At 55.8% G+C, this 13138-nt stretch carries 12 protein-coding genes; 2 read left to right on the top strand and 10 right to left on the bottom strand.

What is annotated here, in order from left to right; translation table 11 throughout:
* Positions 1-72: 72 nt before the first annotated feature.
* The 3 genes from MWU61_RS05285 to MWU61_RS05275 all read right to left on the bottom strand — a co-directional run bounded on the left by MWU61_RS05285 (position 73) and on the right by MWU61_RS05275 (position 4271).
* Positions 73-2370 carry an aldehyde dehydrogenase family protein gene (locus MWU61_RS05285; RefSeq protein WP_247127246.1) on the bottom strand — a complete coding sequence of 766 codons (2298 nt, stop codon included), beginning with the start codon at positions 2368-2370 and terminating at the stop codon, positions 73-75.
* A 4-nt stretch (positions 2371-2374) separates the two neighbouring features.
* Entirely contained in the window at positions 2375-3370 is a 996-nt protein-coding gene (gene deoC, locus MWU61_RS05280) for a deoxyribose-phosphate aldolase (protein ID WP_247127245.1), read from the bottom strand.
* 73 nt (positions 3371-3443) lie between these two features.
* The gene (locus tag MWU61_RS05275; protein WP_247127244.1) at positions 3444-4271 is read right to left on the bottom strand and encodes an AraC family transcriptional regulator; all 828 of its coding nucleotides are present in this window, start codon (positions 4269-4271) and stop codon (positions 3444-3446) included.
* Positions 4272-4394: 123 nt separating this feature from the next.
* On the opposite strand from MWU61_RS05275, the gene rpe reads away from it, so the two are divergent.
* Positions 4395-5078, top strand: a complete 684-nt coding sequence (gene rpe / locus MWU61_RS05270; RefSeq protein ID WP_247127243.1) for a ribulose-phosphate 3-epimerase — start codon at positions 4395-4397, stop codon at positions 5076-5078.
* Here the strand turns inward: rpe and MWU61_RS05265 are convergent.
* The 6 genes from MWU61_RS05265 to MWU61_RS05240 are packed head-to-tail and all read right to left on the bottom strand — an operon-like array spanning position 5050 to position 11224.
* Positions 5050-6336 (bottom strand): glycosyltransferase N-terminal domain-containing protein, encoded by a 1287-nt coding sequence (locus MWU61_RS05265; protein WP_247127242.1) that lies wholly within the window; start codon positions 6334-6336, stop codon positions 5050-5052. The two genes, rpe and MWU61_RS05265, sit on opposite strands and share 29 nt — an antisense overlap.
* Positions 6329-7567 carry a glycosyltransferase N-terminal domain-containing protein gene (locus MWU61_RS05260; RefSeq protein ID WP_247127241.1) on the bottom strand — a complete coding sequence of 413 codons (1239 nt, stop codon included), beginning with the start codon at positions 7565-7567 and terminating at the stop codon, positions 6329-6331. The genes MWU61_RS05265 and MWU61_RS05260 overlap by 8 nt, the downstream gene beginning before the upstream one ends.
* Positions 7554-8681, bottom strand: a complete 1128-nt coding sequence (gene neuC, locus MWU61_RS05255; RefSeq protein WP_247127240.1) for a UDP-N-acetylglucosamine 2-epimerase — start codon at positions 8679-8681, stop codon at positions 7554-7556. The genes MWU61_RS05260 and neuC overlap by 14 nt, the downstream gene beginning before the upstream one ends.
* The gene (locus tag MWU61_RS05250) at positions 8674-9432 is read right to left on the bottom strand and encodes a polysaccharide pyruvyl transferase family protein (RefSeq protein ID WP_247127238.1); all 759 of its coding nucleotides are present in this window, start codon (positions 9430-9432) and stop codon (positions 8674-8676) included. The genes neuC and MWU61_RS05250 overlap by 8 nt, the downstream gene beginning before the upstream one ends.
* Positions 9429-10199 (bottom strand): glycosyltransferase family 25 protein, encoded by a 771-nt coding sequence (locus MWU61_RS05245; RefSeq protein ID WP_247127237.1) that lies wholly within the window; start codon positions 10197-10199, stop codon positions 9429-9431. The genes MWU61_RS05250 and MWU61_RS05245 overlap by 4 nt, the downstream gene beginning before the upstream one ends.
* Positions 10196-11224: an N-acetylneuraminate synthase family protein gene (locus MWU61_RS05240; protein ID WP_247127235.1), complete on the bottom strand. Its 1029-nt coding sequence runs from the start codon at positions 11222-11224 to the stop codon at positions 10196-10198. Before MWU61_RS05240 ends, MWU61_RS05245 begins: the two co-directional genes overlap by 4 nt.
* A gap of 175 nt (positions 11225-11399) precedes the next feature.
* Here MWU61_RS05240 and MWU61_RS05235 point away from each other — a divergent pair, with 175 nt between their 5' ends.
* Positions 11400-12056 carry a tyrosine-protein phosphatase gene (locus MWU61_RS05235; RefSeq protein ID WP_247127233.1) on the top strand — a complete coding sequence of 219 codons (657 nt, stop codon included), beginning with the start codon at positions 11400-11402 and terminating at the stop codon, positions 12054-12056.
* A 2-nt stretch (positions 12057-12058) separates the two neighbouring features.
* Here MWU61_RS05235 and MWU61_RS05230 read toward each other — a convergent pair whose 3' ends face one another.
* Positions 12059-12766: an acylneuraminate cytidylyltransferase family protein gene (locus MWU61_RS05230; protein ID WP_247127232.1), complete on the bottom strand. Its 708-nt coding sequence runs from the start codon at positions 12764-12766 to the stop codon at positions 12059-12061.
* Positions 12767-13138 lie beyond the last annotated feature (372 nt).

The following is a 13138-nucleotide window of genomic DNA, read 5'->3' as shown; positions in this document are numbered from 1 at the left end:
ACATAATTAAAAAAGGGTGGGGGGCTTTGCAGCCTCCCACCCCTTTATTTATCTAGCTGAAACCTGCTGGCTTTATTCGCCGTAAGGCACCCAGACGTTTTTGACCTCCGTCGCCTGCATCAACGTTTCTTTGGTCGTCGGTGCCTGCGTGATCCATGTCCGTTTCAGGTTGGTCGCACTGCCCGCTTCGATCGTCGCCGCAAGGTCCTGTGGTGAGAACGACCAAACCGCGTCGATGTCCATATGTTTGCCCATATGCGGTGCCAGTTCGGCATGGTCGCCCGTGATGATATTGACGACACCAGCTGGCACATCAGACGTTTCCAGGATTTGGTAGAAATCCGTTGCCGCGAGCGGGAATGGGCCGCTGGCCACAAGCGTGATCCGATTGCCCATCGCGATTGCAGGTGCCATCGCTTGGATCAGGCCCAGCAAAGGTGTGTCGTCGCAAAGTGCTGCGATTTTGCCGACCGGTTCTTTCATGGCGATGGCCACGCCACGCACAGGCACTCCGTGCACCTGACCGTCGTATTTGTCCGCCCAAGCCGCAGCTGTGAACAGCGCTTGAATGGATGCTTCGACCTCTGCCGTGCCGGATTTGCCTGTCATAGCTTTGATCCGGTTTGCAAATTCGTCAGCCCGCGCGGACAGGTTTTCGGCGATGTAGTAGAGGATTTGCGCCCGCAGATGGCCCGTCGTCTTGGACCAGCCTTTGGCCGCATTCATGGCTTCAACCGCGTTGCGCAGATCTTTGCGGTTCGCAAGTGACACATCACCCAGACGCGCCCCTTTGGGTGCAAAGACCGCTTGGCTGTAGCCGCCATCGGGACGTGCTTGTTTGCCACCAATATACAGTTTCGCAGTCCGATCCAGCGGATCACTAGGTGCATCGTCGCCAGTAAACGCAGCAATCGCTTTTACCGGTTTCGCGGTTGTTTTCGGCTTCGTGTAGCCAGCCAGGCCTTCCCAGCCGCCTTCACGGCCAAAACCGCTTTCGCGCACGCCGCCAAAACCTGCTGCGGCGTCCATCATATTGGTGCCGTTGATCCAGACGATGCCTGCGGCCAGTTTGGGGGCCATGTCCAGCGCCAGATTTATGTTCTCGGACCAGACCGATGCCGCAAGCCCGTAGCGGGTGTTGTTCGCAATTTCGACTGCTTCGGATGGCGTGCGGAATGTGGTTGCCGCGAGGACCGGACCAAAGATTTCTTCCTGCATCAAGGTGGACGCGGGCGAAAGACCGGTGATCAAGGTTGGTGGGTAGAAACAGCCCTCGGGTGCTGTGGTTTGGAACGTTTCCCCATCCGTGTTGTCGCTGACCATTTTGGTGATCTGCTGCAACTGGATCGGGTCCACAATTGCGCCCACGTCGATGCATTTGTCCAAGGGATTGCCGATCCGCAGGCCTTGCATGCGGGCCTTCAGCTTGGCGTAAAACGCGTCAGCGATAGTTTCCTGCACCAAAAGCCGCGAACCCGCACAGCAAACTTGACCTTGGTTAAACCAGATCGCGTCAACCAACCCTTCGACGGCAGAATCGATATCCGCGTCGTCAAAGACGATGTAGGGCGATTTGCCCCCCAGTTCGAGAGACAGCGCTTTGCCGCTGCCGGCCGTCTGTTCGCGGATGATCCGGCCCACGGCGGTGGAGCCTGTGAAGGCGATCTTATCGACATCTGCGTTCACCAAAGCCGCACCCGTGTCGCCGTCGCCGGTCACGATGTTCACGACACCCGCAGGCACACCCGCTTGGGTGCAGATGTCGGCGAAAACCATCGCCGATAGCGACGTATATTCGGCAGGTTTCAACACAACCGTGTTGCCCATCGCAAGCGCCGGCGCGATTTTCCACGCGAGCATCAGCAGCGGGAAATTCCATGGGATGATCTGGCCGCAAACTCCGAGCGCTTCGCGGTCGGGCAGTTCGTCATCCATCAACTGGGCGAACCCTGCGTGGTGGTAGAAATGGCGGATTGCTTGCGGCACATCGATGTCGCGGGCTTCGCGGATCGGTTTGCCGTTGTCGAGCACCTCCATCACCGCCAAAAGACGGGAATGTTTCTGCATCAAACGGGCAATGGCGTATAGAACGCGCGCACGTTTGTGGCCGTCTTTGGCCCATCCAGGCTGGGCCTTGCGCGCTGCTTTGACGGCTTCGGCGACTTCGTCAGCGGTGCCTTTGGTCACACCAGCAAGGCGTTCGCCTGTCGCGGGGTTCGTCGACGCGAAATCATCACGCAACGCGTCCCATTTCCCGTTGATGTAGTGTCCAGCGATACCGCCCTTGTCAGACAGCCATTGCAAGGCCTCGGCTGAGGACTCAGGGGCTGGGCCGTAGTCCATGGTGTCGAAAATTTCTTTGATGGTCATCGGCTTATCCAATCGGGTGGCGGTATTGGGCGGAATATGCGCCGGTCACGTGGTGTTCGAGTTGGCGTTCGATATCGCCGAGCAAAGATGATGCGCCGAAGCGGAACAGATCGGGTTGTAACCAGCGATCGCCAAGTTCGTCTTTCATCATGGCGAGGTACACCAGCGCGTCTTTTGCTTTGGAAATGCCACCCGCAGGTTTGTAGCCCACTTTGATGCCTGTCCGTTCTTGGTAGGCACGGATCGCGCGGATCATGGTTAAGGTGACGGGCAGGGTCGCGTTGACAGGTTCTTTACCTGTCGATGTTTTAATGAAGTCAGCACCGGCCATCATGCAAACGTGGCTGGCACGGGCGACATTGCGCAATGTGCCAAGTTCGCCCGTTGCAAGGATCGCCTTCACATGTGCTTCACCGCAGGCTTCGCGCATTTCGGCCATTTCATCGTATAACGCCTGCCAGTTCCCGTTCAGAACATGACGGCGGCTGATCACGATGTCGATTTCTTCGGCACCGGCAGCAACGCTTTCGCGGATTTCTTGAATACGTAGGTGGAATGGGGACAGACCAGCAGGGAAACCCGTCGACACTGCAGCCACAGGAATAGACGTGCCATCGAGCGCTTTCACAGCAGTTTCGACCATATCATGGTAAACGCAAACGGCACCCGTCGTCAGACCTTCCATTCCCAGCTTTTCCAGCAGGGCAGGGGACACGGGCTGTTTGGCCTTCGCGCATAAACGCTTCACGCGGTTCTCGGTGTCGTCACCGGACAGCGTGGTCAGGTCCATGACGCTGATCGCTTTGCATAGCCACGCGGCCTGATAATCTTTTTTGACGGACCGCCGCCCCGGCAAGGTTGCTGCGCGGCGTTCAATGGCGGACGTGTTTGCCTGAACAGATTTCACCCATTCCAAATCCAACGGAATACCGTCGTTACGGGGTTCGTGAACCTGAGGGAGCTGATCGGGCGTCGTGTGTGTTTGGCTAAGCGTTTGCATAGTGCCTCCGATACGTCATGCGAGCGTTGCATGAAGGTCCTGTCTTGGCAAGTTTTGACCTTTTGGTCAAATGCTATTCTGGTTGGACGACGTGACGTTGCTTGTCTGCCCGATATTGAGCGGGTGTGACACCGTATTTTGCGCGGAACAATTTGTGGAAATGCGACAGGTTCGGCAGGCCAATTTCCGATGCGATTTCCGACAGTGGATCGCTAGAGCCTGTCAAAGACCGTGCCGCGTGCTTCATACGTAAGTCGTTGATATATTGCACAGGTGTCAAACCGCTGAAGTGCTTCATCGTCCGGCTGACGTGCGGATGCGCCTTTCCTGTCAGTGCGACAAACCCCGCTGCCCCTTGCCGGAAAACGTCGGGATCTTGGGCGTCGGTATAGGCTTTGGTCAGCCACGCTGGTGCATCCGTGAATTCGGGCGCATCTAACAGATCAACGAGCAAAGGTAGCAAAAATGCTTCTGAAGCAAAGGCATCGCAAGGGCTGCGTTCAAGGCGCATGGCTGCTTGATTGAGCGCAGCCAACTGGCGCGTATCGCGCGAAAATGTGCGGATCGTCGGAACCTGCAAGATGTTTGCACAGGGGGCATGGCGTTTCACGATGCCGTTGGTCAATTTTGTCGACAAACATAGCATGACGACCATGGCATGTTCACCCTTCCCCTGCAGCGCATGCGTTTGCCCCTTTGGTACGACGACGAGCGTACCTTCGGAAAGAGTGTCGACGCCGTCTTCCGCATGATGCCGGATGATCCCGTTTTGCACCCAAAACATTTCGACGTAGTCGTGTGTATGCAAAGATTTCGGGCGGCGTGGTAGGACGGTTGCACGTGTTAAATGAACGGCTTGTCCATCTGCGAGAATCGATTTTTGGCGCATGGTATGTGTCATAAGGTAAACCTAGCAGATCACTGTAAAACGCAAAGCCCATTGATGTTTGCGCAAACGGAACCGATGACATTTCAAACGCCGCAGTTTATGGCAGGGCGAACCTGACACAGACCGGACATTGCCATGACTTTTGATCGCTCCATCAAGATTGCCCCTTCGATCCTTGCCGCCGATTTCGCCAACTTCGGCGCGGAATGCGAAGCGGTCGAGGCACAGGGCGCGGATTGGATCCACGTTGATGTGATGGACGGGCATTTTGTCCCTGCGATCACCTTTGGCGCACAGACCTGTAAGGCATTGCGCCCGCACATTAAAACCGTGATGGATGTGCACCTGATGATTTCACCTGTTGACGCCTACCTTGAAGGGTTTGCGCAAGCTGGTGCCGATGTGATTACTGCCCATGTCGAAGCGGGGCCGCATATTCACCGCACATTGCAAAACATTCGGGCCTTGGGCTGCAAAGCGGGCGTCGCTCTGAACCCCGGCACCCCGGCAGAGGCTGTCGCCGATCTGTTGGACATGGTCGATTTGGTCTGCGTGATGACCGTAAACCCCGGTTTCGGCGGGCAAAAGTTCATCGATATGACCACAAAAATTGCAAAACTGCGGGCGATGATTGGTGACCGTCCGATCCACATCGAAATTGACGGCGGGGTTGACCCGACAACTGCACCTTTGGTTGCAGCAGCCGGGGCCGATGTTTTGGTCGCAGGGTCCGCGGTGTTCCGTGGTGGATCAGTCGCTGATCCGGCCCCATACGGCGAGAATATGCGCGCTATTCGGGCTGCTGCGTCTCAGTCTTGATCGCGGCAAGGGTGCGGGCGACTGCACCCTTTTGGCTGGCAAAAAAGGCGGTTGCGGCCTGCGACGTGGGAATTGCGTCTGATCGTAAGAGCGCATTCAAAGCCTCTGAATCAGTAACCTGAACTGCGGCATCCGCGGCAAGCGCTTCGACAATCGGGAATTCAATCGTCCATGTGTGCGGCCCGACAATGACGGGTTTGCCAAGCGCCAAGGGTTCCGAAATGTTGTGCGCACCCTTCGTCACAAAGCTGCCGCCGATGATCGCGGCGTCACACAGGGCAAGGTAGAAATACATCTCGCCCATGCTGTCGCCCAAAATGACATCGACATTTGGATCGCCGATAAGCGTCAGATTATCATCAAATAGGTCAGAGCGGCGCGCGACCTTCAGGCCCGCTTCGGTCAGCATGTCGTAGGTTTCGTCAAAGCGCTCGGGCGCGCGGGGAACATAGATATACAAGCGGTCTTTGTTTGCTTTGATGGCTTGGACGTAAGTGTCGTCTTCGCCTTTCACGACGCTTGTAATGGTCACGGTGGGGCGATTGATGTCCGCCTTGATCGCTACACCTTTTGAAACGTGATCCGCAGGGACCGGCTGATCAAAACGCAGCTCCCCGGTGATATGAATGTGTGGGCAACCGGCCTGCGCAAAGCGGTCGGCTTGCAGATCGGATTTCACGAAAGCACCAGCAACGCCGCTGTGTAGATCAAAACGCCATTTTGATTTTTCACGATCTCTGGTGAAGGATTTAAGCGGATATTGCGCATTACATGCAAAAAGGGCGATGCTGTTTTCCGCAGCACTACGGATCATTTCTGGCCAAATTTCGATTTCCATGACCAACCCGTAACGTGGGCGGAAGGTGGAAAAGAAACGGCGAAAGGTCCATTTGAACTCAAGCGGAATCCAGATCACCTGCACGCGTCCCTCAGCAATTTCGGTCGCGAAAACCCGTTCGGCTTCGCGTCTGCCTGCGGGCGTGAAATGCGTCGTGACGATGGTGTTGCCTTCATCCAGCAACCGTTGGATCAGCGGCACGGCGGACCGTAATTCGCCTAGTGAAACGGCATGCACCCAAACAGGGCTATCAAGGCTTTTGCGGTAGAAACCAAAGCGTTCCGCAACGTGCCGTCTGTAGTCCGGATCGCGGCGACCGCGCCAAAACAGATAGGCAATCGCGAACGGTAGCCCAACAATCCACAGCAATTTGTACAGAACGAAGAAACGGCGTAGCGCAGGTGTTCGGAAATCAGACATGATTACACACCATTTCTGAAAGCGCATGCGACAAGGTTTTTGTTTGGTCTGCTAGTGTCTGACGCAGATCATTTGATGCGGCGGCCAGTGCGGGAAGGTCACTATTCAAGGCATCGACAATTTCACCGACGGACATGACGTTGATTGCGCCGTTATCGTCCAACGCGTTGAAGTCAGAGGCGAAATTCGCGGTGCGCGGGCCATGCAGGACCGCGGTGTCCAGCGCTACGGCTTCCCACGGATTGTGCCCTTCGGTGTCGTCGTTTGTGCCGCCGATCAGGGCCGCTTGCGCCAAGCGGTAAACCAACCCAAGTTCGCCAAACGTATCCATGACCCAAACGGCAGCGGTTGGCCCTTTGCCTGCCGCGCGATTGGTGTGCGGCAATGCGATGTCGATGGGTTCATTTGGAAAGCGCGGCGCGATAATCAGTAACGCGTCGGGCCTTGTCTGCATCAAGTCGGCGTGAGCGGCCAATGCAAGCACCACATCCGCGGGATGTGCTGGCGCGGTCGCCCAAATGAAACGACCTGCCGTGATCTCGCGAAGGTGTTCAAATTCTGCCGCATCGCACTGCAGTGGCGGTGCGCTTGATTTCAATGATCCCGTGATCGTCACAGCCTTCGCACCCAGTTTCGCCAAATGATCGGCCGTTTGGGCATCTTGCGCCGAGATCATCCGCATCTGTTCGTAAATAAATGCAAATGTTGTTTGCGACTGCGCGTGTTTTGCGTAGCTTTTGGCATCCATCCGCGCCGCAATCAGGCATTGCGGGATGCCGCGTTCCGCCAAATTAACGCCAAAACCGGGCCAGATGTCCTGTTCCGCCCAGATGCAGAGATCAGGTTGCCAATGGTCCAAAAAACGACGTCGGTAAGTGGGCGCATCCAACGGCAGGAATTGGTGGATCGTGCGAGGGGGGGCATTGTCGGCAAATGCTTGCGCGCCTGCCCGTGTACTGGACGTCACAAGGAAATGCGCGTCGCAGTTTTGTGCCATTTCGGTGATCAATCCGCGCAGCGACAGAACTTCGCCCAAACCTACCGCATGCAGCCAAATCAGGGTGCCACGTGGCCGCGCGATGCTGGGTTCCCCGCGTTTTTCGGTCCATCGGGTCGGGTGTTCTTTACCGCGCGCGACCCGTCGTTTGAGGTGCCGTGTCGCGATCAAGGGCACAACCCGCGTCGCACCCAGATAGGCCCGCAGGCTCAGGGGCATTTTAGTCGCCGTCATGGAACCGCTTTTGCAGATCGCCAGACCAGAACGTGTCTGATTGCAGAATATCGGCGAACCGCGCAGCGGCTGATCCTGCTCCGAACCCTTCATCACGCGGGTGGCGTTCGCCCCAATGATCTTGCAAGAAATCCGCGATCTTTTGGGTTTCGTTCGCATTGGCGAAATGCACTGATGCGGCCTTGGCCCTGTCGGTTTGGCGGGTGCCAATGTCGAGCGACGGCAGCCCCAAGAATGGCGCTTCACGCACTCCCGCTGACGAATTGCCGACCATACATGCCGCGTGCTTCATCAGTTCCGAAAAATAGGCGAACCGCATGGAAGGTAGAACGCGGAAACGGTCGGTTGGCAGTGACGCGATTGCGTCGAAAATGCCTGTGCTACCAGGGTCGTTGTTCGGTGCAATCACGACGAAATTTCGGGCCGACGCGTCCAATGCGCCGAACATGTCGCGGGCTTGGGCGGCCATTGTATCCGCTTCGGATGTGACGGGGTGGAACACGCAGATACCGAATTCGTCGAACGGGATGGCGTAGCGATCTTTGACCTCGTCCAATGACACACCCGACGGCCCCGCATGAAAATCAAGCTCTGGTGATCCGATCACATGGATCGCACCTGTATCTTCGCCCAGTGCTTTCACGCGTCGGGCGGCGTCCTCGGAGCTGACGAAATGGTGGCTGGCCAGTTTCGAATTACAATGGCGGTAAATTTCGTCAATCGTGCCAGAGACTTCGCCGCCCTCAATATGGGCAGACCGAATGTAATTTGTGGCGCAAACCAATGCACAGGCCAATGCTTCGACCCTATCGCCATGAATAACAACAAGATCGGGTTTCGCTTCGCGGACGAAGTCGGAAAAGCCGGTGACGGTTTTCGCAAGAATAATGTCCTGCGGATCGCCTTCCCTTTGATTGAGGTATTCGTGCACGGTCACGCCCGGTACGCGTTGCACTTCCAGCTTGGTCAAACCGTAGCGGGACAGCATGTGCATCCCCGTAGCAAAGAATGAAACGGTCAGACCTGCATCCCGCGCAGCAATCGCGAGCGGTTCAAGCTTACCAAAATCAGCGCGGGTTCCGGTGACAAACAGGATTGATTTAGGGTCAGACATGTTCAGCAATCCGTGCATCTACTTTGGCTTTAAAGGCATGTGTCGCATCACGCACGATATCACGCATCTCGGGGCGGGCGATGGCGTTTTTAATCTCGCTTTGCCAGTTCTCTGGCGTGGCGTAATGCGGTGATTGCCGATATCCGCCGAACTTGTTCGAAAACGGGAGGCACAACGTTTTGCGGCCCATCAATAGACCCCAATAAACACCGTGATACGAATTCGAGATAACTGTCGCGCCACTGCTAATAAAACGCAGGGCGGTGTCCAAGTCTTTGCATTCGTTTGTCAGCACAGGGATATGGTCCGGAATGTCCAAGCCCATCTTCGCGGTCTTGCCGCCGTGCGCGTAAAAGACGACGTCGTGTTCTGGTGCGTCGGGCGCGTCAAATTGGTGGGCCATACAGCTCGGGCAGGGCGCATAGGTGTACCGTTTGTCACCGAAGTCGCGGCTGCCGATCAGGTCCATGGATCGGCGCGATTTCATGTAACGCCAAGACAGCGGGAACGATTGCACGGTGCCCACGCCCCATGCGATATTCACCGACCCCTTGTCGCGCCGAACGCCTGCGTATTTTGACAGACCGCCAAATATCTTACCGCCACCATAAATCCCAACATCGTAGTCAGGCGTGTCGTCGTTGCGCACATCTGAAACAGTCGCATCGCCCCAATCGAAGTAATCAAATGGGGAACAGGATCGATCCCCGATATTGTCAGTTTCGCGCAGGTGTTGAAAATGCAGCTTCATGACTTGCGTCCCAAGATGTAGCCATTCTTCGCAAGCCAAAAGAAGCGGCGGAAATAGTTCGCGGCCTTCAACCTGTAATGGGGAAGCCGCTGCAAAGGCGGCAATTTCCGGCGCAACCCATGTGCTGTGCCTGTGATGGAACTGGTGCCGCCATCATCAACGTGACTGCTGAAGGGCTCTAGCCCGAATTGACGGAAGTTGTGTTTGAAGAACCGGTTCAGTTCGTGGTCCAACGCGCGGGTTTGCGGCCAAAGGCCCGGCAATACACGTTTCGCGACGGATTTGTGGATCAGATAAGCCGCGTTGCCCGTAAATGGGCCGGCATAAGCGTTCAGCGTGTACGGCCCGATCTTGCCCTGCGCGACGGGCATTTTTGCGCGAATGCAGTTGAAGCGCAGAGTGTCCCATTTGCCAGACTGCGCCAAAGCCAGATCAAGACTGTCGCAAAAATCATCGTGAAACACGACATCGTCTTCCAAGATCAGCGCAATCTCGTGATCGGACGCGATGAAATCTTCCCACACCTTTGTATGGCTCGCAAAAACGCCCAGCTTTCCAGGCAATAGGTTGGACCCCATATTGCGTTGGTAAGCGGCTTCATCGGCGTTTTGGATCAATGTGTCGTAATGGTCTTTCCCGTAGACAGCCGCAAAGCGTTGGAAAGGCAGGCCCATCGCATCAAGCTGGGTTGCCATCGCTGACATGCGGTCGCTGTCTTGATCCAGATTGATGACCCAAACCCCGATATCTGCGCGGGTATGGGTCAAGAAAGATCGCTCCACTTAAGTTGCGTGTTGCGGGTGACTGCGCGTGTTAGCGTTTTGCCCACGACCCTATCAAACTCATACCCTGCGATTTCACCTGATCCAGGGCGGCGTGCCCAGATATCGGATTCGCGGATCACGCGGCCTGCGTCCAGATCACGGTCGGCCACGACTGAGGCGCGTGCAAAGGCATAAACCGGACGTTCGGCATCGGTGCGTTGTTTGGGGTTATGAAGGGCCGTGTGAATTTCGCGAGACCGGTCAATGATGTGACGCAATTCGGACGGGTCCATGGAATTGATAATGTCGGGACCTGCGCGGTAACGGCTGTCTGTATAATGGCGTTCCAAGATACACGCACCAAGGGCGACAGAGGCAAGCGCCATTTCCGGCCCAATTGAATGATCCGAAAAGCCGACAATCGCGTTGGGGAAGGCGGCCTTGAGATCAGTGACACCTTGCAGCGACACAATTTCTGGCGGCGACGGGTAAAGGTTCGTGCATTCCAGAAGCGCGTATTCAATGCCGGCATCTTCAAGGATTTGAACTGATGCGCGGATCGTTTCGATAGTTTGCATGCCGGTGGACATGATGACCGGTTTGCCCTTGGCGGCGATATGGCGGATCAGCGGCAGATTGTCCGCTTCGCCCGACCCGATTTTATAGGCAGGAACATCAAGCGTTTCGAGAAAATCAGCAGCAGCGCGTGAGAACGGCGTCGAAATCCAGATCATACCCAGTTCTTCGGTGTAGCGTTTCAGCTCTGCTTCGTCTTCCAACGACAGGGCGCAACGCTCCATCACGTCCCAGATCGACACATCCGCATTGGGCGGGAAGATTTGCTTGGCCTCTTCCGTCATCTCGTCACTGACGATGTGGGTCTGATGCTTGATCATTTCGCATCCGCTACCCGCGGCGAGGCGCACCATTTCTTTGGCCACCTCAAGATCACCGCCGTGGTTGATCCCGATTTCTGCGATCACGAGAGGCGGGTGCGATGGTCCGATTTTGCGGCCTGCGATATCCATGTGTGTTTCTCACTTATCCTGCTTTGCTTTGGTCTACGAGGTTTGCGCGGGTAGAGCAATTGGGGGCCAGCCCCCAAACCCCCGGGATATTGAGGGCCAAAAGAAGGAGAGGGGCGTTTATTGTCAAAGAGCGTGGAATATTGCATCAGCGAGACCTTGAACGAAGGACGGTACCATGGCGAAGCGGCCCCACGAAATCGATACCCCAGAAGGTCGCGCGCGTGCGCTGCGCCAGTTCGATTGGCAGGACCACGACGTCCTGCGTCGGAAGTGGCACAATTTTGAAGCGGTGGCCGATGGCGTCTATCGGTCGAACCAGCCGTCACCGGATCGATTTGCGGCTTACGCGGAAATGGGGATCAAAACGATCTTGAACCTGCGCGGCGGTTTGAAAGAACCGTTTTACCTGTTTGAGAAAGAAGCCTGCGATGCGCTGGGCCTGAAGATCGTGACAGTTGGGCTAAGCGCGCGCAAAGCCCCGCAGAAGATCCGGCTGATCCAGTTGTTTGAGGCCTTCGAGACGATTGAAAAACCGTTTCTGATCCATTGCAAGTCAGGCGCGGACCGGACCGGTCTGGCGTCTGCGTTCTATCTGCTGGCCTATAGCGATGTAGATGACGACACGGTGCGCGCGCAGCTGAGTTTCCGTTACCTTCATATACGCAAGTCTTCGACCGGCATTCTGGACTATGTACTCGAAACCTATCTTGCCCGTCGCGCCCAAGACCCGATTGATATTCGGACTTGGGTCGAGACTGAATATGACGAAGACGAAACCAAAGCGGGCTATGCCGCGATGAAGGCGAAACAGAAACTGTGGGAAGGCTGGTAAGCCTAGCCCTTCAGCCCATTCGCAATCTGACGCCCCATCAGGAATTCGATGATCTCCCAGTCGATGGGGCTATCTACATCAAGGCCGCGTTCGTTTGGTACTTCGTAAGGGATGACACGCCCGTCGAATAACGACTTGGCCTTCCGTAGATAGTCGGGGTTCAAAACATAGACCAACCCGACATGATCCAAGACCTTCGGTGCTTGCTGCCTTGCGACGACCCCGCCGGGCAATGGTTTGGACACATGCAGGCTACCGGTCTCGTCCAGTTCCAGAATGTTGAAATAGGGGTTCTTCCGGCTTTCGCAGCACGACATCACCATGTCAGGTTTTTCGGTCTTATATAGTGTCAGTGCGCCTTCCAGATCTTCCTGCAATCGCAGCGGTGACGTGCAGTCGAGATCGATAAAGGTACTGACGGGTCCAGTGATCTTCTCAACCTCTTCTAATGCATGCTGCCAAACATCCCATTTACCAGCGGTATCGTTGGCAAGGTGGGCGGGGCGGATGCCAATATCCAAACCGCCACGTTTCAGGCCGTGTTCGTAGATTTCGGGATCATCAGAAGAGACGACAACATGATCGACGTCTTGAGAGGCGAACAATTGGTCCAGCGACCAATCGATCAGGGGTTTGCCGTGGAGTTGTTTGAAGTTCTTGCCCGGAACGCCCTTGCTGCCGCCGCGCGCGCCAATGTGACCAATGATCATGTCAGTTCTCTTTCTTTTTGGTGCCTTGTTCTACCGAACGGGGGGCAAGAGGGACAGATGCGACTCGTATTTGGGTGGAAAACGAAGGTGAGTCTCGTCAGTATTGTGGGTAGATCTGTGGATAAGTCTATATGTTGAGGTGATGTCTGGTTCTTCGCCGATGTTTTCGTGACGCGCTGACTGGGGTGTTCCTGTAAGTCGTTGTTTTCATGTGTTAAAATAATAATACGAAAGTTTTTGGATTTTCTTCAAAAAACTGCTTGCGGCTCTCGGGAGGTAACACTAAAAGCCCCCTTACCGGAGACGCAGACAAGCAGACACGGTGCAGCGGACGGAACGAAGCGAAGACGCGGAGTTGCTGAAGTTGGGAAA

It is taken from the genome of Loktanella sp. F6476L (genome assembly GCF_023015725.1).
Taxonomy (GTDB): domain Bacteria; phylum Pseudomonadota; class Alphaproteobacteria; order Rhodobacterales; family Rhodobacteraceae; genus Yoonia.
This window is presented reverse-complemented; position numbering and strand designations above follow the sequence as displayed.